General features: G+C 72.5%; 17 protein-coding genes and 1 pseudogene. 12 read left to right on the top strand and 6 right to left on the bottom strand.

The annotated features are described in order from the left end of the window. Together ACFWPI_RS09595 and ACFWPI_RS09600 are read left to right on the top strand one after the other, a co-directional pair. Positions 1 to 495: pseudogene (locus tag ACFWPI_RS09595) on the top strand (hypothetical protein); the annotation flags it as partial. Between the two features lie 264 nt (positions 496 to 759). Beyond that, positions 760 to 2,406 (top strand): protein kinase, encoded by a 1,647-nt coding sequence (locus ACFWPI_RS09600; RefSeq protein WP_380424715.1) that lies wholly within the window; start codon positions 760 to 762, stop codon positions 2,404 to 2,406. A 20-nt stretch (positions 2,407 to 2,426) separates the two neighbouring features. Here the strand turns inward: ACFWPI_RS09600 and ACFWPI_RS09605 are convergent, their stop codons facing one another. Both ACFWPI_RS09605 and ACFWPI_RS09610 read right to left on the bottom strand, forming a co-directional pair. Beyond that, a complete protein-coding gene (locus ACFWPI_RS09605) occupies positions 2,427 to 3,527 on the bottom strand; it encodes a phosphotransferase (protein WP_079135737.1) in 1,101 nt (366 codons plus the stop codon). Between the two features lie 67 nt (positions 3,528 to 3,594). Next, a complete protein-coding gene (locus tag ACFWPI_RS09610; protein WP_063348500.1) occupies positions 3,595 to 4,254 on the bottom strand; it encodes a response regulator transcription factor in 660 nt (219 codons plus the stop codon). Positions 4,255 to 4,680: 426 nt separating this feature from the next. Between ACFWPI_RS09610 and pdhA the strand changes: the two genes are divergently transcribed. The 6 genes from pdhA to ACFWPI_RS09640 all read left to right on the top strand — a co-directional run bounded on the left by pdhA (position 4,681) and on the right by ACFWPI_RS09640 (position 12,646). Next, the gene (gene pdhA, locus ACFWPI_RS09615) at positions 4,681 to 5,835 is read left to right on the top strand and encodes a pyruvate dehydrogenase (acetyl-transferring) E1 component subunit alpha (RefSeq protein ID WP_380369767.1); all 1,155 of its coding nucleotides are present in this window, start codon (positions 4,681 to 4,683) and stop codon (positions 5,833 to 5,835) included. Beyond that, complete coding sequence (locus tag ACFWPI_RS09620) at positions 5,835 to 6,809, top strand: alpha-ketoacid dehydrogenase subunit beta (RefSeq protein ID WP_063348502.1); 975 nt, start codon at positions 5,835 to 5,837, stop codon at positions 6,807 to 6,809. The genes pdhA and ACFWPI_RS09620 overlap by 1 nt, the downstream gene beginning before the upstream one ends. A gap of 15 nt (positions 6,810 to 6,824) precedes the next feature. Continuing rightward, positions 6,825 to 8,300 (top strand): dihydrolipoamide acetyltransferase family protein, encoded by a 1,476-nt coding sequence (locus tag ACFWPI_RS09625; RefSeq protein WP_380369770.1) that lies wholly within the window; start codon positions 6,825 to 6,827, stop codon positions 8,298 to 8,300. 253 nt (positions 8,301 to 8,553) lie between these two features. Continuing rightward, entirely contained in the window at positions 8,554 to 9,777 is a 1,224-nt protein-coding gene (locus ACFWPI_RS09630) for a benzoate/H(+) symporter BenE family transporter (protein ID WP_380369773.1), read from the top strand. Between the two features lie 230 nt (positions 9,778 to 10,007). Continuing rightward, entirely contained in the window at positions 10,008 to 11,186 is a 1,179-nt protein-coding gene (locus ACFWPI_RS09635; RefSeq protein WP_380369776.1) for a M64 family metallopeptidase, read from the top strand. A gap of 98 nt (positions 11,187 to 11,284) precedes the next feature. Beyond that, complete coding sequence (locus ACFWPI_RS09640; protein WP_079135739.1) at positions 11,285 to 12,646, top strand: nitrate/nitrite transporter; 1,362 nt, start codon at positions 11,285 to 11,287, stop codon at positions 12,644 to 12,646. A 57-nt stretch (positions 12,647 to 12,703) separates the two neighbouring features. Here ACFWPI_RS09640 and ACFWPI_RS09645 read toward each other — a convergent pair whose 3' ends face one another. From ACFWPI_RS09645 to ACFWPI_RS09655, 3 genes are all read right to left on the bottom strand, one after another. Next, on the bottom strand, positions 12,704 to 13,552 hold the full coding sequence (locus ACFWPI_RS09645; RefSeq protein ID WP_380369782.1) for a Bro-N domain-containing protein: 849 nt from the start codon (positions 13,550 to 13,552) through the stop codon (positions 12,704 to 12,706). A 333-nt stretch (positions 13,553 to 13,885) separates the two neighbouring features. Beyond that, positions 13,886 to 14,719 carry a Bro-N domain-containing protein gene (locus tag ACFWPI_RS09650; RefSeq protein WP_380369785.1) on the bottom strand — a complete coding sequence of 278 codons (834 nt, stop codon included), beginning with the start codon at positions 14,717 to 14,719 and terminating at the stop codon, positions 13,886 to 13,888. 165 nt (positions 14,720 to 14,884) lie between these two features. Further along, on the bottom strand, positions 14,885 to 15,706 hold the full coding sequence (locus tag ACFWPI_RS09655) for a maleylpyruvate isomerase family mycothiol-dependent enzyme (RefSeq protein WP_380369788.1): 822 nt from the start codon (positions 15,704 to 15,706) through the stop codon (positions 14,885 to 14,887). Positions 15,707 to 15,879: 173 nt separating this feature from the next. Between ACFWPI_RS09655 and ACFWPI_RS09660 the strand changes: the two genes are divergently transcribed. The 3 genes from ACFWPI_RS09660 (at position 15,880) to ACFWPI_RS09670 (ending at position 18,791) form a co-directional block, all read left to right on the top strand. Next, positions 15,880 to 16,677 (top strand): carbon-nitrogen family hydrolase, encoded by a 798-nt coding sequence (locus ACFWPI_RS09660; RefSeq protein WP_380369791.1) that lies wholly within the window; start codon positions 15,880 to 15,882, stop codon positions 16,675 to 16,677. A gap of 202 nt (positions 16,678 to 16,879) precedes the next feature. After that, positions 16,880 to 18,028: a GntR family transcriptional regulator gene (locus ACFWPI_RS09665; RefSeq protein ID WP_380369794.1), complete on the top strand. Its 1,149-nt coding sequence runs from the start codon at positions 16,880 to 16,882 to the stop codon at positions 18,026 to 18,028. Positions 18,029 to 18,143: 115 nt separating this feature from the next. Beyond that, on the top strand, positions 18,144 to 18,791 hold the full coding sequence (locus tag ACFWPI_RS09670) for a hypothetical protein (RefSeq protein ID WP_063348510.1): 648 nt from the start codon (positions 18,144 to 18,146) through the stop codon (positions 18,789 to 18,791). A 52-nt stretch (positions 18,792 to 18,843) separates the two neighbouring features. Here the strand turns inward: ACFWPI_RS09670 and ACFWPI_RS09675 are convergent, their stop codons facing one another. Next, positions 18,844 to 19,629, bottom strand: coding sequence for an SLATT domain-containing protein (locus ACFWPI_RS09675; RefSeq protein ID WP_363619432.1), 786 nt, complete (start codon positions 19,627 to 19,629; stop codon positions 18,844 to 18,846). 375 nt (positions 19,630 to 20,004) lie between these two features. On the opposite strand from ACFWPI_RS09675, the gene purD reads away from it, so the two are divergent. After that, positions 20,005 to 21,252: a phosphoribosylamine--glycine ligase gene (gene purD, locus ACFWPI_RS09680; protein WP_063348512.1), complete on the top strand. Its 1,248-nt coding sequence runs from the start codon at positions 20,005 to 20,007 to the stop codon at positions 21,250 to 21,252. The last annotated feature ends 528 nt before the right edge of the window (positions 21,253 to 21,780 follow it).

Here is a 21,780-nt window from a genome sequence, read left to right on the forward strand (position 1 = left end):
CACCCCCAGTACCTCCAGCAGCCTCCGCCGCCGCAGCAGCCGCAGTACCGGACCCCGCCGCCGGCCTTCCAGCCGCCGCGTCCGCAGGGGCCGCAGACCCCGCACCCCCAGTACCTCCAGCAGCCTCCGCCGCCGCAGCAGCCGCAGTACCGGACCCCGCCGCCGGCCTTCCAGCCGCCGCGTCCGCAGGGGCCGCACACGCCGCACCCCCAGTACCTGCAGCAGGCCCCGCCGCAGCGGGCGCACACCCCGCCGCCGCAGCCGATGCCGCCGTACCAGCAGCCGAAGGCGCCCAGCGGCGGCGGCTGCTCGACGGCCGTGGTCGTCATCGCGATCATCGTCGGCGTGCTCGTGCTGGCCGGCATCATCATCGCGATCGTGGTCAACAAGGCACAGGACAACAAGACGAAGACCAAGACCGGGCACACCGCCGGTGAGCGGCCCGCAGTGGTGCTGGTGGTTGACCTTCCGGTCGACCGGAATGGCCTGCTCTGACGCTTTCCGGCCGGTTCGGGCGTGCCACGGGCCCGCGTCGGAGGCGGTAGCGTTCGGGGATACGAAGCGACAGGGCACCGCGATCCGAGCGAACGCCCGGGGCGAGGAGCGATGGCACAGACGCAGCAGCCGGATGACGGAACGGGTGCCGGAGCTGACGGCCGGACCGGCGGGACGCCGAGGATGCCCGGACCCGGCAACGACGCCGCGACCAGCGCGTTTCCCCCGGTCGGGCCCGGCGGCCCGCAGACCCCCGGCCGCGGCATGGCCGCGCCGCTGGGCACGGTCGGCGACGGCCGCTACCGGCTGACCTACCGGCTCGGCCGCGGCGGCATGGCCGAGGTGTTCGCGGCCGAGGACGTACGGCTGGGCCGGACGGTCGCGGTCAAGCTGCTCCGCGGCGAGCTGGCCCAGGACGACATCGCCCGGCTGCGGTTCACCCGCGAGGCACACGCCGTCGCGGGGCTCAACCACCACTCGATCGTCGCGGTCTACGACACCGGCGAGGAGTACGCCGGGGACGAGTCCACGCCGTACATCGTGATGGAGCTGGTCGAGGGCCGGACCGTCCGCGAGCTGCTGGTGGACGAGGACGCGCCGCCGGTCGACCAGGCGCTGATCATCATCGCCGGGGTGCTGGAGGCGCTGGCCTACAGCCACCGCAACGGCATCGTCCACCGGGACATCAAGCCCGCCAACGTGATCATCACGACCGCGGGCGCCGTCAAGGTGATGGACTTCGGCATCGCCCGGGCGCTGACCGGCACGGCCAGCACCATGACCCAGACCGGCATGGTCATGGGCACCCCGCAGTACCTCTCGCCCGAGCAGGCCCTCGGCAAGCCCGTCGACCACCGCTCCGACCTGTACGCGGCCGGCTGCATGCTGTACGAACTGCTGGCGCTGCGCCCGCCGTTCACCGGCGACACCCCGCTCTCGGTGGTCTACCAGCACGTCCAGGACATGCCGGTGCCGCCCTCGCAGGCCAACGGCCGGGTGCCGGTCGGGCTGGACCAGCTGGTGCTGCGCTCGCTGGCCAAGAACCCGGACGACCGCTTCCAGGACGCCGACGAGTTCCGCGCGCACCTCCAGCACGCGCTGCGCGAGATGCACGGCGCGGGCGGCGCGGGCTGGGCCGGCGCGACGGCCGGGCTGGCCGCCGCGGGGCAGGGGAACACCGACGCCACCCAGGTGATCCGGCCCGACCAGACCGCGGCCACCGCGGCCTTCGGCGCGATCGGCCCCGGCGACCAGACCTCGGTGCTGCCCTACCAGGGGATGGGGGGCCCGGGCGGCCCGCACACCCCGTCGACGCCCTACCCGGGGGCCGGCGGCCCCTACGGTGGCGACGACGACGGCGACTCCGGCCGTCGGCGCGGGCCGTGGGCCTGGGTGGCCGGCGCCGTGGCCGTGCTGCTCGCGGCCGGGGTCGGCATGGCGTTCGCGTTCAGCGGCAACGAACCCGGGAACTCGCACATCGTGCCGCCGACGCCGCTCCCGGCGGTCAGCACGACCGAGCCCAGCACGCCGCCCCAGAGCGGCTCGCAGAGCCCGCCCGCGTCCAACACCGGCAGCCGGCGCCCGACGCAGCCGACCGAGAACGGCAGCAACGGCGGCAGCTACAACAACGGCGGCAACAACAACGGCAACAACAACGGCGGCAACAACAACGGCAACAACAACATGTCGCCGTCGCCGGGTTCGGGCAAGCACTCGACGACCCCGTCGCCCAGCCAGACCCCCAGCCACACTCCGCCCCCCACCACGGCGCCCGGCACGCCCAGCACGGCGCCGACCACCCCGAGCACGGGAAGTGGCGGCAGCACGGGGGCGGCCACGCAGCCGCCGGCGACCAAGTCGAACCCGCCGGCCACCCAGCCGCCGGCGACCCAGCCGCCGGCGACGCCCTGATCGGGCCGGGCTGACACCGGTCAGTTGGCGAAGGCGTCCAGGACCTGTTCGTACTCCTGGCACCACCACGTCAACTGGCCGGCCGAGGCGGGGTAGAGCGGGTCGGCCCGGTGGTCGGCCCGCTGGTAGCGCCACTGGAGCATCCAGAAGTCGTTCAGCCGCTCCCACCAGACCCGGTGGACGGCGGCGGCCAGGTGTTCGGCGGTGGCGGCCCCGGTGGCCCGGTAGGACTGCGAGTAGTGGCGGACCCGCACCAGGTCGAGGGTGCCGGACGCCCGGTCGTTGAAGAGCAGCGTGGCGGCGCGGACGGCCTCCTCGGCGCGCGGCTGCGGGCCGAGCTTGTCCCAGTCCAGGACGGCCGCGACCGGGCCGCCGTCGGGGCCGTCGCCGTACAGCAGGTTGAGTCCGTGGAAGTCGCCGTGGGTCCAGCCGGTGGGCGGGGCGGTCTGCGGGGCGGGGCGGCGGTGGGCGTGTTCGGCGAGCAGTTCCAGCCGTTCGGTGAGCCGCCGTTCGACCAGCGCGTCCAGGTCGCCGTACGGGCGGTGGTCGCGGGCGTGGCGCCGCAGGTCGCGGGCGAGGTCGGCGCTGTCGAGGGGGTCGGCGGTGCGGTAGCCGGGGGGCTGTTCGAAGGGGGCGCACACGTCGTCGAGCGCGCCGTGCAGTCGGCCGAGCAGCGCGCCGAGCGCGTCGCACTGCGGCGGGGAGAGGTCGGTACCGTGCCGGTGTCGGCCATCCACCCAGGGGAACAGCGCGAACAGCCGGCCGCCGTAGCCGGCCACCGTGCCGGCTCGTTCGGCGCAGGTCAGCGGGGGTGCGACGGGCAGTCCGAGGGCCTGGAGCCCGGCCATCGCCCGGTGGTGGGCGACGATCTTCGGGCGGCTGGCGGTGGCGGCGTCGACGTAGCACTTCAGGAAGTACGCGCCGGTCTCGGTGGTGACCCGGTAACCGCGGTTCAGCAGGCCTTCGGCGACCGGTTCGGCGGTCAGCAGCCCCCCCACCCGGTAGCGGCCCAGGACCTCGGCGAGTGCGGCGCGCGGGACGGGCGGACTGAGGGTCCCTATCGGCGGCGCGGAGAGGTCGGGGCGGGCCGGGGAACAGGAGAGGGTCTGGCTGAAAGTCACAGCCAGAGGTTAGGGCCCCCGTGCGGGGGCCCTTGACAAGTCGTCAGTTCTGTGATCGCTGTTCTGATCAGTGCTGCTGGTCCGCCTGGTGCCGTGCCACGAAGGCCGCTGCCTGGGTGCGTCGCTCCATGCCCATCTTGGCGAGCAGACTGGAGACGTAGTTCTTCACCGTCTTCTCGGCCAGGTGCAACTCGTTGCCGATCTGACGGTTGGTCATCCCCTCGCCGATCAGATCGAGGATCCGGCGCTCCTGCTTGGTGAGTTGCGCCAGCCGCTCGTCCTCCTTCTCGCCGCCGTCGCGCAGCCGGGCCAGCACCCGGCTGGTGGCGACCTGGTCGAGCAGCGACTTGCCGGCCGCGACGTCCCGGACGGCGGTGATCAGGTCGGTGCCGCGGATCGCCTTCAGGACGTAGCCGGACGCGCCCGCCATGATCGAGTCGAACAGCGCCTCGTCGTCCGAGAACGAGGTCAGCATCAGGCACTTGATCTCCGGCATCCGGGACCGGATCTCCCGGCAGACCTCGACCCCGTTGCCGTCCGGCAGCCGGACGTCGAGCACCGCGACATCGGGGTGGACCGCCGGGATCCGGGTGAGCGCCTCGGCGGCGGTGCCGGCCTCGCCGACCACCTCGATGTCGTCCTCGACCGAGAGCAGATCGTGCACGCCCCGCCGGACAACCTCGTGATCGTCGAGCAGGAACACCCTGATTTGTCCGTTATCAGTCACGTCCAAAGCCTCCCATATCACCGTACGGAAGACCTATCGTCCCTGGTGCCGCAGCCAGGTGGTCCGACCGGGGCGGTCCGAAACCGATACCGAGAACCCCCTTACGTACGGGCCCGCGCCCGGATAACGTGCGCTGGTGTCCTGAAGGCGCCCGAATTGAGAGCTGCGTCACGCGGTCCGTCACCCCCACCCTTCCGACGGCGCGCTGCCCGCGGCACCCTCGGGGTTGTAGGCCCTGAACAAGTAGGACGTCCTAGCGCAAGCGCGCCAAGGGCGGACGCTGGGTAACGTTCTCGTGAGGGACGCCGTCGGAACAGGATCACCACCTGCCCCGCAGTAGGAGCGCACACCCACGCGCGCCCCGCGAGGCGGTGACCGGACCGGTCACCGGCGACCCCGGGCGGCCGGACAGACCGAGGAGTGAACGTGACCGTCAAAAGCACGGCGAGGGCCCGCAAGAAGGCGGCCCCCGGCGTCCCTGACACCCTCCGCGCCACGGGGAAGGACGCCCAGCCGGAGCTCGTACAGCTGCTCACCCCGGAAGGCGAGCGGGTCGAGCACCCGGACTACCCGCTCACCACCACCCCGGAGGAGCTGCGCGCCCTCTACCGCGACCTGGTGCTGGTCCGCCGGTTCGACGGCGAGGCCACCGCACTCCAGCGCCAGGGCGAGCTGGGCCTGTGGGCCTCGCTGCTCGGCCAGGAGGCCGCCCAGGTCGGCTCCGGCCGCGCCATGCGCACCGGCGACTACGCCTTCCCCACCTACCGCGAGCACGGTGTCGCCTGGTGCCGCGACGTCGACCCGCTCAACCTGCTCGGCATGTTCCGCGGCGTGAACCACGGCGGCTGGGACCCGAACGAGAAGAACTTCCACCTGTACACCATCGTGATCGGCGCGCAGGCCCTGCACGCCACCGGCTACGCGATGGGCATCAGCAAGGACGGCGCCGACGACGCGGTCATCGCCTACTTCGGCGACGGCGCCTCCAGCCAGGGCGACGTCAACGAGGCCTTCACCTTCGCCTCGGTCTACAACGCGCCCGTCGTGTTCTTCTGCCAGAACAACCAGTGGGCGATCTCCGAGCCCACCACCACCCAGACCAAGATCCCGCTGTACCGCCGCGCCTCCGGCTTCGGCTTCCCCGGCGTCCGGGTCGACGGCAACGACGTGCTGGCCTGCCTGGCCGTCACCCGCTGGGCGCTCGACCACGCCCGCAGCGGCAACGGCCCGGTGCTGATCGAGGCGTTCACCTACCGGATGGGCGCGCACACCACCTCCGACGACCCCACCCGCTACCGGCCCACCGAGGAGACCGAGGCCTGGAAGGCCAAGGACCCGATCGCCCGGCTCCGCGCCCTCCTGGAGAGGGAGGGCCTGGCCGACGAGGAGTTCTTCACCGCGATCGACGCCGAGAGCGAGCGGCTGGGGCTGCGGGTGCGCGAGGGCGTGCGCGGCATGCCCGACCCGGACCCGACCCTGATCTTCGACCACGTGTACAGCGAGCCGCACGCGCTGGTCGATGAGGAACGGGCCGAGTACGTCCAGTACGCGGCCTCCTTCGAGGCGGGGGAGAACCACTGATGGCCGGTCAGCTCAGCATTGCCAAGGCGCTCAACGGCGCGCTGCGCAAGTCGCTGGAGAGCGACCCGAAGACCGTCCTGATGGGCGAGGACATCGGCAAGCTCGGCGGCGTCTTCCGGATCACCGACGGCCTGCAGAAGGACTTCGGCGAGGGACGGGTGATCGACACCCCGCTCGCCGAGTCCGGCATCGTCGGCACCGCGATCGGCCTGGCGCTGCGCGGCTACCGCCCGGTGGTGGAGATCCAGTTCGACGGCTTCGTCTACCCGGCCTTCGACCAGATCGTCTCCCAGCTGGCCAAGATGCACGCCCGCGCGCTCGGGAACATCAAGCTCCCGGTCACCATCCGCATCCCCTTCGCGGGCGGCATCGGCGCGGTCGAGCACCACAGCGAGTCGCACGAGGCGTACTTCGCGCACACCGCGGGCCTGCGCGTGGTCAGCCCGTCCAACGCGCACGACGCGCACTGGATGCTGCGGCAGGCCATCGCCTCGGACGACCCGGTGGTCTTCCTGGAGCCCAAGCGCCGGTACTGGGACAAGGGCGAGGTCGGCGACGCCGCCGACCTCGGACTGCACGACGCCCGGATCGTGCGCTCCGGCACCGACGCCACGCTGCTCGCCTACGGCCCGATGGTCAAGGTCTGCCTGGAGGCCGCCGCGGCCGCCGAGGAGGACGGCCGCCGCCTGGAGGTCGTCGACCTGCGCTCGCTCTCCCCGGTGGACTTCACCACCCTGGAGGAGTCGGTCAAGCGCACCGGTCGGGCCGTCGTGGTGCACGAGGCGCCGGTCTTCCTGGGCATGGGCGCCGAACTGGCCGCCCGGCTCACCGAACGGTGCTTCTACCACCTGGAGGCGCCCGTCCTGCGGGTCGGCGGCTACCACGCGCCGTATCCGCCGTCCCGCGTCGAGGAGGCCTTCCTCCCCGACCTGGACCGCGTGCTCGACGCCGTCGACCGCGCACTCGCGTACTGATCCGGGGGAGCGAAGATGACCACCGAAGTTCGCTCGCTCCGCGAGTTCAAGATGCCCGATGTGGGCGAGGGCCTGACCGAGGCCGAAATCCTCAGCTGGTACGTCAAGCCCGGTGACACCGTCACCGACGGGCAGGTCGTGTGCGAGGTGGAGACCGCCAAGGCGGCGGTGGAGCTGCCGATCCCGTTCAACGGGGTCGTCGAGCAGCTCTTCTTCCCCGCGGGCGCGACGGTCGACGTCGGCACCGTGATCATCTCGGTCGCGGTCGCCGGGGAGGCCGGGGCCGCGGCTCCTGCCGCTCCTGCTGCTGCTGTTGCGTCCGTCGCCGCCGCCGTGCCGGCCGAACCGGCCGAGCCCGAGCGGCGCGAGGTGCTGGTGGGCTACGGCCCGCGCACCGGCACCGCCCAGCGCCGGGCCCGGCGCACGACCACGACGACCGTCACCGCGACGCCGGCTCCGGCCGCGCCCGTCGTGCCGGCCGCTTCCGTCGTGCCGGCCGCTCCGGCACCGGCCGCACCGGCCGTGCCCGCCTCGCCCGTCCTGGCCGAACAGCCCGCCGGGGAGCGGCCGTTGGCCAAGCCGCCGGTGCGCAAGCTGGCCAAGGACCTCGGCATCGACCTGCGCGCGGTCGTCCCGACCGGCCGGGACGGTGTGATCACCCGCGAGGACGTGCACGCCCACGCGTCGGCCCTGGCCACCGCGCAGGCCACCGCGCAGGCCGCCCCGGCGGCGGCGCCCGTCGAGGCCGGGCCGGTCGGTGCTGCGGTGCCGGTGCCGGTCACCGTGACGGGCGACGTCCGGGTGCCGATCAAGGGCGTCCGCAAGGCGACCGCGCAGGCGATGGTGGCCTCGGCCTTCACCGCCCCGCACGTCACCGAGTTCGTCCAGGTCGACGTGACCCGCACGATGAAGTTCGTCCGCCGGCTCAAGGAGAGCGGCGAGTTGGGCCGGGACGTCCGGATCAGCCCGCTGCTGCTGGTCGCCAAGGCGCTGCTCACCGCGGTCAAGCGGCACCCCGAGATCAACGCGCAGTGGGACGAGGCGGCCCAGGAGATCGTCATCAAGGGCCAGGTGAACCTCGGCATCGCCGCGGCCACCCCGCGCGGCCTGATCGTCCCCAACATCAAGGACGCCGGCGGCAAGACCCTCACGGGCCTCGCCGTCTCGCTGGGCGAGCTGATCGACACCGCCCGCCAGGGCAAGACCTCGCCGGGCGACATGCAGGGCGGGACCATCACCATCACCAACGTCGGCGTCTTCGGCGTCGACACCGGCACCCCGATCCTCAACCCCGGCGAGGCCGCGATCCTCGCCGTCGGCACGATCCGGGACATGCCGTGGGTGCACAAGGGCAAGGTCGTCCCGCGTCAGGTGACCACGCTGGCGCTCTCCTTCGACCACCGCCTGGTGGACGGGGAGCTGGGCTCCAAGGTGCTGGCCGACGTGGCCGCGCTGCTGGAGCGCCCGAAGCGCCTGATCACCTGGGGCTGACGGCCCGGGACGTCACGAACGGGAAGCCGCGAAGGGGCCTTCCCCCACACCGCCGTGTGGGGGAAGGCCCCTCCGCTTCTGCCCGCCCGTCGGCCGGCGCTGGGAGCGAGGCCGGCGGACGGCGATCAGGACCAGCCGATGACGGACGCGCTCTCCGTGCCTTCATCCGTACAGACGTGCATCCTCGCCGGGGGTTGCAGGTGGTTTCAAAGACTTTTCCGGGGCCCGGCGCGGCGTTCGGGATACTTCCGGCATGACTGAAGAGCTGACGGTCCGACCGGAGACGGTGCCGGACGGGGGCGAGGAGCGCCGGTCGCTGCGACGGGACGTGTCGGGGCCGGCGCTGCTGGCGGGGCTGGTCTGCATCGCGGTGTCGTTCTCGGGGCCGCTGGTGGTGGTGCTCGCGGCGGCGGCCGCCGGACGGCTGGACGCGGCGCACACGGCGTCCTGGATCTGGGCGGTGGCCATCGGCAGCGGGCTGAGCGGCTTCGCGCTGAGCTGGTGGACCAGGACCCCGGTGATCACCGCCTGGTCCACCCCGGGCGCCGCGCTGCTGGTGACCAGCCTGGGCGCGTACCCGTACCGGGAGGCGGTGGGGGCGTTCCTGGTGAGCGCGGTGGTGGTGACGCTCTTCGGGGTGACCGGCTGGTTCGGCCGGCTGATCGCGGCGGTGCCGGCCGGGATCGTCAACGCGATGCTGGCGGGCATCCTGTTCTCCTTCGGCGCCGGGATCTTCGGCGCCGTGCACGGCGCGCCGGTGCTGGTGGTGGGCAGCCTCGCGGCCTTCCTGCTGGCCAAGCGGCTGGCCCCGCGGTACGCCGTCCCGGTGGCGCTGCTGGTGGGCGGGGTGCTGGCGGCGCTGACCGTCGGACTCCCGCTGCACCTGGGCGCGGGCGGGCCGACCCGGCCGGTGTTCACCGTGCCGGGGTTCTCCTGGGCGGCCACGGTGGGGCTGGCGCTGCCGCTCACGATCGTGGTGCTGGCCTCGCAGAACGCACCGGGCCTCGGGGTGATGCGGGCCTTCGGCTACCGGCCGGACGACCGGCTGCTGATCGGGTCGACCGGTGTGGTGTCGCTGCTGCTGGCGCCGTTCGGCTCGCCGGGGGTGAACCTGGCGGCGATCACGGCGGCGATCTGCTCCGGCCCGGAGAGCCACCCCGACCCGCGCCGCCGCTACGTCGCGGGGATGTCCTCGGGCGTGCTGTACGTGCTGGTGGGCAGCTTCGGCGGGGTGCTGGTGAGCCTGTTCACCGGCCTGCCGAAGGAACTGATCGCGGTGATCGCCGGGGTCGCCCTGCTGGCCTCGCTGCAGGGCAGCCTGGCGGCGGCGGTGGCGGACGAGCGGGGGCGGGACGCGGCGGTGGTGACCTTCCTGGCCAGCGCCTCGGGGATGAGCCTGTTCGGGATCGGCTCGGCCTTCTGGGGCCTGCTGTTCGGGCTCGGCACCCACCTGGTGCTGAACCTCCGCAGGCGCTGACGAGAGGCCTGTCATCGGCCATATTCCAGTCATTGGGATGACTGGTGAGGTGAGGGTCATTCGGCCAGGTCGGTGACATTTTCGGCGCGCGGTAGGGGTGACACACCCGTCCGGGTACGTCTTCGCTCCACCACCCGGGCTACGCCGGGTGACCGGAACCCCGAGGACGCACCCGTATGCCACCTGGCAACCCTGGCCGTCTCGTTCGGAGTCTGGCCGCGCTCGTGCTGGTGTCCACCGCCGTACTCCCCGCCGCCCTGGAACTGGTCGGCCCCTCGCCGTTCGGCGTGATCGGGCCGGGCGCCCCCGCCGACCGGGCGGTCCCGCCGCACAGCGCACAGCGCTCCGACCGCCGGACCGTCACGGCCGCCCCCACCGTCGACATACGCCGCACCGGGGACCCGGCCAACCGGATCACCCTGGTCCTGCTCGGCGACGGCTACACGGCCACCGAACAGGACCTGTTCCGACAGCAGGTCGACCGGGCCTGGCACGCGCTGATGGCCATCGAGCCGTTCCGCACCTACCAGGGGTTCTTCAACATACGGCGGGTCGAAGTGGTCTCCCCGGTCTCCGGGATAGCCGAGACCGAGAGCCGCGGCCGCAACCCCGCCACCCCGCTCGGCATGCACTTCTGGTGCGACGGAACCGCCCGGCTGCTCTGCGCCGACGAATCCGCCACCGCCCGGTACGCGGGCGACAGCTCCGGGCCGCAGTACCTGATAGCCCTGGCCAACTCCACCGAGTACGGCGGCGCCGGCGGCACCGGGGTGACCACCCTGGCCGGCGGCAGCCCGGACGCCGGGCGGATCATCCAGCACGAGATCGGGCACACCGTGGGGGACCTCGGCGACGAGTACGACAGCGCCCCGGACGACGCCGAGTACCCGAACCTCGCCACCCTCGACGCCGACGACATGCGCAAGAAGCAGACCAAGTGGTGGCGCTGGCTGGGCGCGCAGTCCCCGGACGGCGCCGGGACGGTCGGCGCCTACCGCAGCGCCAACGGCCTCTACCGGCCCACCCCCGACTCGGTGATGCGCACCCTGGGCAGCGCCTACAACCTGCCGTCGCGCGAAGCGATCATGGAGGAGCTGTACCGCAGGATCCGGCCCACCGACGCCCCGTCGCCGCCGCCCGGCGAGGTGAGCGGGCACCCCCGGCTGAACGTCCGGCCGGTGCCGCTGACCGGCCCGCGACAGCTGAAGGTCGAATGGAAGGTGGACGGCGTCGCGGTGACGCCGCAGGCCGCCGACGGCACCTGGCTCGACACCGACCAGCTGAACCTGGCCCCGGGCCGGACGGCCACCGTCACGGCGACCGTCCGGGACACCACCGACTGGGTGCGGGACGAGGCCTTCCGGGACCGCTACATGACCCGGTCGGTGGCCTGGACGGTGACCGGCTGACGCCCGGTCTGCGGAATCCGTGGAATCCGCGGTCCGTGGACGATCGACCGCACCCCGCACTGGGCGTCCCATCATGGGATGACTAGTCTGGTCGCACTATGACCGTGGAGCCCGCCCGTTCAGCCGCACCCCTGTCCGTCCCCGCTCCCCGAACCGCCGACTCGCCGCCGTCGGCCGCCCCCGCACCGTCGGCAGCCCCCGCGCCGTCCCCGCCCGGCGGGCGCGCGGCCTGGCTCGCCTGGTCCATCGGCGTCAGCGTCTACATCCTCGCGGTGATCCACCGCACCAGCCTCGGCGTGGCCGGACTGGACGCCGCCGACCGCTTCGGTATCGGCGCCTCCGCGCTCTCCACCTTCTCGATCCTCCAGGTGCTGGTCTACGCGGCCATGCAGATACCGGTCGGCCTGCTCGTCGACCGGATCGGGCCGCGCCGGGTGCTGCTGATCGGCGTCGTCCTGCTGAGCTTCGGCCAACTGGCCTTCGCGTTCAGCTCCTCCTTCGCCCCCGCGCTGGCCTCCCGGGCGGTGCTCGGCTGCGGCGACGCGATGACCTTCATCAGCGTGCTGCGGCTCGCCGCCCGGTGGTTCCCCGCCGCCCGGAACCCGTTCGTGGCCCAGCTCACCGGCCTCGCCGGAATGGGCGGCAACCTGATCACCACCGTGGTGCTCGCACAGGCCCTGCACCGCGAGGGCTGGACACCCACCTTCACCGCGATCGCCCTGCTCGGCGTCGCGGTCTTCGCGCTGGTCGCGCTCTTCCTCAAGGAGGCCCCGGCCGCCGCCGTACGGCCGGTCGAACACCCGCCCGCGCCGCGGCCGAACGTCGGCCGGCAGGTCCGCGCGTGCTGGCGCGAACCGGGCACCCGGCTCGGGCTCTGGGTGCACTTCACCACCCAGTTCCCCGGCAACGCCTTCGGCCTGCTCTGGGGCCTGCCCTACCTGGTGGAGGCGCAGGGCCTCTCCCGGGCCGCGGCCGGCGGAATGCTGACCCTGCTGGTGCTCAGCAACATGGCCTTCGGCTTCCTGTTCGGCCGGGTGCTCTCCGTCTCGGCGCGAGCGCGGATGCCGATCGTCCTCACCGTCATCACGGCCACCGCCCTCGGCTGGGCGCTCGTCCTGGCCTGGCCCGGCGGACACCCGCCGATCTGGCTGCTGTCCGCCATCATCGTGGTGATGGGCAGCAACGGCCCCGCCTCACTGGTCGGCCTCGACTACGCCCGCGCCCGCAACCCGGTGGAGCGCCTCGGCACCGCCTCCGGAATCGTCAACATGGGCGGCTTCATCGGCACGATGATCACCCTCTTCGGCATCGGCGTCCTCCTCGACGGCCTCTCCCCGGCCGGCACCGACTCCTACTCGGCCGACGCCTTCCGCTGGGCGTTCTGCTGGCAGTACGTCCCGCTGGCAGTCGGCACGGCGATGATCCTGCGCCTGCGCCGCAAGGTCGCGGCGGGGGCGTAGGGTCTCTGAACTGCGAAGATGCGGGAAACCCTTGTTCAGAACAAGGGTCTCCCGCGATTACAGCCCGATACCCCGGAGCACCTCGGTGACCTCCGGCGGCCGTCCGTAGAGCTGGACCCGGTCGATCACACAGAGCACCGTGCCCTCCGGCGGCATCATCGGTGTACGAGCCGGATGCGCCCCCGGTCGCGCCGGCTGCTCGGCGGCTTCGCGCCGCATGCGGATCAGGTCTACCAGCTTCAGTTTGGGGCAGCCGGGGACGATCCGGCTGGCCCGGATGCCGACCCGTTCCTCGCTCGGGCAGGCGAAGTAGGCGCCGAACGGCGGCCCGCTGTCCTCTTCCCGGCTTGGCAGGTGGAGGACCATCTCGCCGTGCTGGCAGTGGACCGTCCCGTCCGAGTGGACGGTCAGGCCGGGCCAGTCCTCGTGGTTGATCTCGGCGACGATCCGTACCTGTTGTCCGATCGCCTCGGTCAGAGTCCCTGCCATTCGCCGCTGCTGGGTGGGGATGTCGGTGTCCCCGCGGCGGACGGAGGGGAGAAGTTCTTCAGTGACCCACGCGCGGAACGGCCGGGCGGACTTCTTGTCCGACCTCATGAGAAGGGTGTACAGCCCTGCCTCGCTCACCACGCCGAGCAATGGATTTCCTCGTTGATAGGCTTTCTGAGCTGGGGAAATGGCCAAACCATCAGCTCGGCTGATGGTTACCGAACGCAGGTCGACGGTGCGGTGCTGGTGGGGTTCCAGCCCTTTGACGGCGAAGGCCGGGTTTCCTCGCCCCAGGATTCGGCACACGTCCGCTGTGACGAACCACGGTTGTTTGTCGATCATCACGACTCTGATGGGTTGGCCGGTGACCGGGAAGCTCGACCGGACCAGGACCATCTGCTGCTGTTCGTCGTCCATGGGGACGCCCCTCCTTCTTCCGGGTGGTGGCGGGAGTGCCCGGAACAACGAGGTCGAACGGGTGAGGTGTTGGTGCTGGATTGACGGATGGATGCACGAGTGGTGCCGACCCGGCGCGCACTCGTGCGTGTACGCCGGGTGGCGTGCGCTGTGGGGCGGTCGGGGTCAGATGGTGACCGCGAAGGCGGACAGGACGCGGTCGGAGAGTTCCTACGCCTGCGCCGGAAGGTTGCGGCGGCTGGGGCGTAGGGTTTCTGACCTGCGAAAACCTCGTAACCCTAGCTTTCAGCGAGGGTCTCGAGCGTCATGCCCCCGGTATACGGCATCGGTGGTTCAGCGCCGGTACTCACGCAGCAGTTCGGCGAGCTGTGGCGGCGTCCCGTAGATGCGGCCAATGTGGCCGTCGTTCACTTCTGCGTACATGAGCCCGCGATCGGGCTCGGGTTCACGGTCCGGCCTGGGTAGTGCTTCGCGCCGCATGCGGATCAGGTCCACCAGCTTCAGTTTGGGGCAGCCGGGGACGATCCGGCTGGCCCGGATTCCGACCCGTTCCTCGCCTGGGCAGGCGAAGTAGGCGCCGAACGGTGGTCCGCTGTCCTCTTCGCGGTTCGGCAGGTGGAGGACCATCTCGCCGTGCTGGCAGTGGACCGTCCCGTCCGAGTGGACGGTCAGGCCGGGCCAGTCCTCGTGGTTGATCTCGGCGACGATCCGTACGTTCTGCCCGATCGCCTCGGTCAGGGTCTCCGCCATCCGTCGCTGCTGGATGGGGATGTCGGTGTCCCCGCGACGGACGGAGGGAAGGAGGTCGCGGGTGACCCAGTCCCTGAACGGCTTGGATGACCGATTGTTGGACCTCATCAGCAGGCTGTACAAGCCGGCCTCGTTGACGAGGTTCAGGAAGGGATTTCCGCCGTTGTACAGCTTCCCACCTGCGGAAACGCCGTATGCCTGACTTTTAGTCAGGCATACGGATCGCATATCGACAGTGCGAGTGTCCTTGGGATCCACGGTCTTGCTCGCGCGGCTTGCGCTGCCTCGATCGAGAATCGTGCACACGTCCGCTGTGACGAACCACGGTTGTCCGTCGATCATCACGACTCTGATCGGTTGGCCTGTGACCGGGAAGCTGGACCGGACCAGAGTCATCTGCTGCTGTTCGTCGTCCATGGGGACGCCCCTCCTTCTTCCGGGTGGTGGCGGGAGTGCCCGGAACAACGAGGTCGAACGGGTGAGGTGTTGGTGCTGGATTGACGGATGGATGCACGAGTGGTGCCGACCCGGCGCGCACTCGTGCGTGTACGCCGGGTGGCGTGCGCTGTGGGGTGGCTGGGGTCAGATGGTGACCGCGAAGGCGGACAGGACGCGGTCGGCGAGTTCCTTGTCGCCGTCGATGGTGACCGGGCCGGGGCGGCCGCGGCCGCAGGCGAGCCGGAGGTAGGTCTCCCAGTCCATGGTGAGCTGGACGTCGGGGGCCAGGCTGATCGACTCGTCGACGGTGCCGCGGCCGGTCGAGTCGACCCGGATGGTGCGCAGGAACTCCACGCGGCCGGTGACGTCCAGGACCATGGCCGTTCCGGCCGGGGCGCCGGCCTGGTGGGCGACGGCCTTGGGCAGCAGTCCCAGCAGGACGTCCCGGGCGATCAGGGCGGCCGGGGAGTCGAGGTTGCCGGGGGCGTCCAGGGCGCGGCGCAGGTCCTGCTCGTGCACCCAGACGTCGAAGGCCCGCAGGCGCAGCAGCTCGTGGTACGGCACGTCGCGGCTGTTCGGGCCGCCCGGCCAGCGCACCGGCTCCAGGGGCATCTGCTTGGCGTTCCGCAGCGCCCGGGAGCGGCGGATGATCGTGTACTCCAGCTCGCTGGTCATCTCCAGCGCGGTGTGGCAGCGGCGCTTGTCGACCGGCAGTTCGATGTAGCGGGCGAAGTCGGTGGTGACGTGGCGAAGGTCACGTGGCAGGGAGTGGATCGGGCGGGGGTCGCCGAGGAGTTCGGACTCGACCGCGATGATGTGCGAGACGACGTCCCGGACCGACCAGCCGGGGCATTCGGTGGCCCGGTTCCAGGAGCCCTCGGGGAGGGGGGCGACCAGCTCCGATATGGACTCGATGCTCTGGGCCCACGCCTCCGTGTAAGCCTGCACGGTCTGGTTGTCCGTCACGGGAATCTCCGGCCCTCCGTCAGCTTCCTTGCCCTCTGCGCCCGGCCTCCCCGGTCGGCCGGGATGGTCCGGCTTCCGGGCGCACAAGCTAACCGCACGTTACGCTGCCGGGAGACAGCTGGGCAGCGCTTTCGGGTGACGATCGTAGGTCTCTTGCCGTGGACGGTGGTACTGTGCGCGCTTCATTGATCCAACTCGGGGTCTCCGACGCCGAGCCGCCCGCCGAACGGCGGGCCCGGGCCGCCGCGCTGGTCCGGGCGCAGCAGGGTGCGGACCTGGTGGTCCTGCCGGAGCTGTGGCCGCTCGGCGGCTTCGCCTACGACCTGTGGTCGGACGGCGCCGAGACGCTGGACGGGCCCACGTCGGACGCGATGGCGGCGGCCGCGCGGGCGGCCGGGGTCTGGCTGCACGCCGGTTCGATCGTCGAGCGCGATCCGGACGGGCCGATCTACAACACCTCGCTGCTGTTCGCCCCGGACGGCGAGCTGGTGCACACCTACCGCAAGATCCACCGTTTCGGTTTCGACAGCGGCGAGGCGGTGGTGATGGGCGCCGGGCAGGAGATCGTCACCGCGGCCACCGACTTCGCCACCCTGGGCCTGGCCACCTGCTACGACCTGCGCTTCCCGGAGCTGTTCCGGGCGCTGCTGGACGCCGGCGCGCAGCTGCTGGTGGTTCCGGCGGCCTGGCCGGCCCGGCGGCGCGAGCACTGGACGCTGCTGGCGCGGGCGCGCGCGGTGGAGGAGCAGGCGTTCGTGCTGGCCTGCAACACCGCCGGGACGCACGCCGGGGTCGAGCAGGCCGGGCACAGCATCGTGGTGGACCCGTGGGGCCGGGTGCTGGCCGAGGCCGGTACGGAGGAGCAGGTGCTGACCGTCGAGTTCGATCCGGCCGAGGTGGGCAGGGCCCGCGAGGAGTTCCCGGTGCTGCGGGACCGCCTGCTGGGGATCCCGGCGCCGGTCCAGCGCTGACCCGGGCCCCGCCCCGCCCCGCCCGGCCCCGCCCGGCACGGCCCTGGCGGGGGGAGTCCGGGGGTGTCGGAGGCCTCCGGGGGGTTGGTTTGTACCTTCTCGGGGCGGGTTTGAGAAGATGAGCACTCGTCGTGTTCCCCGCCGCTCGTTGGCCGGTCCGCCGAGGGGCGGCCTGATCAGCCCGCCCCAGGAGGTTGCGCGCATGCCCGGCAACGGCGCAGGCGACACCCGTCCCGTCATCCAGCGCAACAGCCTGCGCGAGCAGATCGCCGGTGCGCTGCGCGAGGAGATGATGGCCGGCCGGCTGGCGGCCGGCCGCAACTTCACCGTCAAGGAGATCGCCGAGCTGTACGGAGTCTCGGCGACCCCGGCCCGCGAGGCGCTGGTCGACCTCGGTGCGCAGGGCCTGCTGCGGGCCGAGCACCACCGCGGGTTCACCGTGCCCGAGCTGGGCTGGGACGACTTCCTGGAGATCTTCGAGTCCCGGGTGCTGGTCACCGACAGCTACTACCGTCAGTTCTCCGCCCGCCGGGCGCTGCCGGACCTCGCCAGGCTGCCCTCGTTGCGCCGCCGCGCCGACGCGGCGGTCCGGGCCGCCCGGGCCGGGAACCTGGACGTGATGGTGGGCTGCGACCGCCGGTTCTGGCAGGAGGTCGCCGCGCTGATCGGCAACCGCCGGATCGGCGACTACCTGGACTGGCTGCGGGTGCAGTCGTGGATGTTCGCCGCGCCCTACCTGCGGGAGCTGCCCGTCCTGGCCGAGATCTGCTGGGACCGCCACCTCGACCTGGTCGACGCCATCGGCGCGCGGGACCTGGTCGGCGCGCACCGGATCATCTGCGAGTACAACCTGTACACCGCCCGGCTGCTGGCCGGGCTGGCCGGGCGGCCGCTGGAGTCGGTGACGGTGCTGGGGCTGCTCACCGAGCCCCTGGTCGGCGAGCCCCTGGACGACGAGCCGCTGGACGGCGAGCCTCTGGACAGCGAACTCCTGAATAGCGAACTCCTGAATAGCGAACCCCTGGATGGCGAGCCCGATGGCGGCGGGCCCGGCGGCGGGTTCCTGGGCGGCGAGCCCGTGCCGCCGGCCCCGTCCGCCGAAGTCCCGTCGGTGGCGGCCGAACCGGTTCCCGGCCAGGCGTTCGACCAGGTCGGGAGGGGCCGACGCCGGCCGGGCGAGGAGGTCGGCCGGGAGCTCGGCCGGGAGCTCGGCCGCGAACTCGGGCTGGGCCTCGGCCTGGTGCCGCAGCCGCGCTCGGTGCCGTACGGCCGGTTCGGCCGGCGGCTGCCCGAACCGCCCCCGGACGCACCGCAGGGACGGCCCGACCCGCGCCCCGCCCCGGGCCGGTAGGGTGGGCGGTCGTCGAACCGGGCGTCCCGCACAACGGCCGTCCGGGTACCGACCCCGCCCCCGTCGTCGTCCCGTCCTGCGGGCGACCCCGCCGCCCGGAGAGGAACTGCCGGCCATGGCCTGCGACCTCTGGCTCGTCCCGCTCGTGGACGTGCTGAGCCACAGCCCCGACAATCCCTTCAGGGACGATCTCGCCCTCTACAACTCGGTGTTGGCCTCCCGCGGGCTGCCCGAGGTGCCGGTCTACCAGTACGTGCCGGGGCTGAGCGGGGCGGTCGAGCCGATAGCCGCCTTCGACTACGACTCGCTGCACTTCCTGCGCCGCGCCTACCTGCTGGGCCTCACCGGGCTGGACATCACGCCGGTGGACTCGCTCGGCGGCGACTACGAGCAGCTGCTGGAGATGTTCGAGAGCAGCGCCGAACAGTCGCACCTGGTCTGGCACTTCGACCACGCGGGCGCCTACGTGCCGATAGAGTTCCCGGCGCCGCTGGTGGACGACGCACTGCTCGCCTCCGGTGGTCCGCTCGGCTCCAGCCACGGGCTGCTGCGCGAACTGCAGGCCGTCGCCCCGGCGCTGGGCCTCGACCCGCTCAACCCGCCGGGCCCGACCCGGCCGCTCGGCCCGACCGGCCTGGAGCAGCCGTTCGGGCCGCCGCTGGACGACCTGCACCCCTTCGCCCGCGAGCGGCACGCCTGGGCGGGCCTGTACGCGGCGGCGACCCGCAGCCTCGCCCAGGGCTCGATGGTGGTCTTCGCCTGAGGCACCCGGCCGCCTTCCGCCCGAGGCGCCGCCCGCCGCATCAGCCCGCCCGCTACCGCAGCGGCCCCTCCGGCGGCCGCTGGCGCGGCATGGTGGGCCGGGTGCCCGGCGGCGGCAGCACCCGCACCTGGGCGCCCACCCCGCTCTCGCTGCGCCCGCCCCAGGTGCCCGGGGCCTGGGTGGGCAGCTGGGTCATGGACGCGCGGAACTCCAGCATCCACTCCGAGGTCTCGGTGCGGACCATGTCCGAGACGTCCTCGCAGAACCGGCGCAGCACGCCGAGGCAGCGCTCGGCGGCTTCGCCCGCGGTGCCCTCGGTCGGGCCGAGCACCTCGCGCACGCACTCCGACGCCCAGTCGAACTGGAAGGCCTCCAGCCGGCGTTGCAGCGCCTGCGCGGTGCTGACGTCACGCATCCAGCCGGAGGTGAGGCCGAACACCCGGTCGGTGCCGTAGCAGGCGGCGGCGAGGGCCAGGCCGACGTAGCCCCAGCTGGTGCCGTGCGAGACCGCGCCGGTCAGGTCGACCAGCGGCGCGGTCACCCCGCCCACCGCGAAGCCGGCCGTGCCGAACCGCAGCAGGCGCGCCCAGCGGCGCTTCCAGATCCGGTCCTTGCGGTACCACTCGATCGCCTCGACCGCCCGCTCCTCGGACCAGCGGTACAGCTCCTCCAGGCGCTCGGCCGGCTCGCCCCAGTCCCCGAGGGGGAACTGTCGAGTGCTCAGATCGGTCCGTCGGCGGGTGGACGCCTGGCGGGCGATGGTCGCGGCGGGCGGGTCCTCCTCGCCGATCTCCTTGCCCCAGGCACTCTCCTCGGGCTGCATTTCCGGCTGGCTCACCTGTGGGGCTCCCTGTGGCGGGCGGACTGCTGGGTCTGGCGGTCTGGCGGTCCATCGGCTGACGCGGCGTCTGCCGTTGGTTGTCCAACAGCACTTCTTACCGCCAAATGGCTGACCATGGGGTCGCTTCCCCGGTGATCGTTACCGGATTCGGCCACCGGAGCCCGAGGTGGAAGGGATGCGGGGGGCGGCGAGATTTCACCCGTCCGAGGGAGGGGCCGGTGACCCGCCGTCCTGACTCGGGCACCCGGTGCGCACCGAGCCGGTCCGAGTTGGAGGTTTCTCCGACATCCTCGGCGTACGGACCTCCCCGACTGGAGGATCGGACGGGACCGGAGAGCGGCCGGAACTGGCCACCGACTACCCTTGCCAAGCGTGAAGGTCCTCGTCATCGGCGGCGGCGCCCGCGAACACGCCCTGTGCCGCTCTCTGTCCCAAGATCCCGCTGTCTCCGAGCTGCACTGTGCCCCGGGCAACGCCGGGATCGCGCAGGTGGCGACGGTCCACCCGGTCGACCAGCTGAACGGCGCGCAGGTCGCCGACCTGGCCGTGCGGCTCGGCGCCGCCCTGGTCGTCGTCGGCCCGGAGGCCCCGCTGGTCGCGGGCGTCTCCGACGCCGTGCGCGCGGTCGGCATCCCGGTGTTCGGCCCGTCCGCCGAAGCCGCCCAACTGGAAGGCTCCAAGGCCTTCGCGAAGGACGTGATGGCCGGGGCCGGCGTGCCCACCGCCCGCTCCTACGTCTGCACCACCCCTGCCGAGGCCGCCGAGGCGCTGGACGCCTTCGGCGCGCCGTACGTGGTCAAGGACGACGGCCTGGCCGCCGGCAAGGGCGTGGTGGTCACCTCCGACCGCGCGGCCGCGCTGGAGCACGCCGCCTCCTGCGAGCGCGTGGTCATCGAGGAGTACCTGGACGGCCCCGAGGTGTCGCTGTTCGCGATCACCGACGGCACCACCGTCGTCCCGCTCCAGCCCGCGCAGGACTTCAAGCGCGCGCTGGACGGCGACGAGGGCCCCAACACCGGCGGCATGGGTGCCTACTCGCCGCTGCCGTGGGCGCCCGCCGGGCTGGTCGAGGAGGTCCAGCAGAGCGTCCTGCAGCCGACCGTCGACGAGCTGCGCCGCCGGGGCACCGAGTTCTCCGGCCTGCTGTACGCGGGCCTCGCGCTCACCTCGCGCGGCACCCGGGTGATCGAGTTCAACGCCCGCTTCGGCGACCCGGAGACCCAGGTCGTGCTGGCCCGGCTGCGCACCCCGCTGGCCGCCGTCCTGCTGGCCGCCGCCACCGGCACCCTGGACCAGCTGGAGCCGCTGCGCTGGGACGAGGGCGCGGCCGTCACCGTGGTCGTCGCCTCCGAGGGCTACCCGGCCGCGCCGCGCACCGGTGACCCGATCGAGGGCCTGGCCGAGGCCGAGGCCGACGGCACCGCGTTCGTCCTGCACGCCGGTACCAGGGCCGACGAGGACGGCCGGGTGCTGAGCGCCGGCGGCCGCGTCCTGTCGGTCACCGCGACCGGCGCCGACCTGGTGGAGGCGCGCGACCGCGCGTACGCCGCCGTGGACCGGATCACCCTCAAGGGCGGCCAGCACCGCACCGACATCGCCCTGAAGGCAGCCACCGAGTAGGCCCTGCCCCGCCTCCGCCCGCAGGGCGCCGCGCACCGTGGGATTTCCCCCCATGGACGCAGCGCCCTGCGGCGTTTCCGGGGCGGGAGTGACTCCGGGGGCCGGCGCACCGTTCGGCGGTCGGATTCCAGCCCATCGGGTGACAGCACCCGCATCCGGCTGACGTAGCCGGGCGCCCGGCCTTATGGTGCGCTGGATCGCAGTGCGACGTGGCCGTGCGCCGGGGTCGCCGCCGGGTAGCGGTGTTCCCACGGGGGGATGCTGGACGGCGTCCGGCCGGGCGGGTGCCCGGGTGCTTCGCACCGGACCGGTCGTGACCGTCCGGAATCCGGGCGGTGTCACCGGGACGAGTGGAAACCGGGGCGATCCGGAACACCCACCCGGGCCGGTGCGTCGAACATGGCAGAAGCGCCACACAGCATGCACTACCGGGGATCGGACGCCTCCGCTTCCCGGTCGGAACTGATCGTTTCGAGTCGGCTCAGGGCCCGTCGCCGGGCGCCCGAGGGCTCCGAAGGGGGTGCCGCA

The organism is Kitasatospora sp. NPDC058492, assembly GCF_042720685.1.
Classification (GTDB): Bacteria; Actinomycetota; Actinomycetes; order Streptomycetales; family Streptomycetaceae; genus Kitasatospora.

What these genes read in the sequence shown, in the direction of transcription:
- ACFWPI_RS09600 (WP_380424715.1), top strand. Translation starts at nt 760, where the DNA reads ATGGCCGCGCCGCTGGGCACGGTCGGCGACGGCCGCTACCGGCTGACC.
- ACFWPI_RS09620 (WP_063348502.1), top strand. Translation starts at nt 5,835, where the DNA reads ATGGCCGGTCAGCTCAGCATTGCCAAGGCGCTCAACGGCGCGCTGCGC.
- ACFWPI_RS09625 (WP_380369770.1), top strand. Translation starts at nt 6,825, where the DNA reads ATGACCACCGAAGTTCGCTCGCTCCGCGAGTTCAAGATGCCCGATGTG.
- ACFWPI_RS09630 (WP_380369773.1), top strand. Translation starts at nt 8,554, where the DNA reads ATGACTGAAGAGCTGACGGTCCGACCGGAGACGGTGCCGGACGGGGGC.
- ACFWPI_RS09640 (WP_079135739.1), top strand. Translation starts at nt 11,285, where the DNA reads ATGACCGTGGAGCCCGCCCGTTCAGCCGCACCCCTGTCCGTCCCCGCT.
- ACFWPI_RS09645 (WP_380369782.1), bottom strand. Translation starts at nt 13,552, where the DNA reads ATGGACGACGAACAGCAGCAGATGGTCCTGGTCCGGTCGAGCTTCCCG.
- ACFWPI_RS09650 (WP_380369785.1), bottom strand. Translation starts at nt 14,719, where the DNA reads ATGGACGACGAACAGCAGCAGATGACTCTGGTCCGGTCCAGCTTCCCG.
- ACFWPI_RS09665 (WP_380369794.1), top strand. Translation starts at nt 16,880, where the DNA reads ATGCCCGGCAACGGCGCAGGCGACACCCGTCCCGTCATCCAGCGCAAC.
- ACFWPI_RS09670 (WP_063348510.1), top strand. Translation starts at nt 18,144, where the DNA reads ATGGCCTGCGACCTCTGGCTCGTCCCGCTCGTGGACGTGCTGAGCCAC.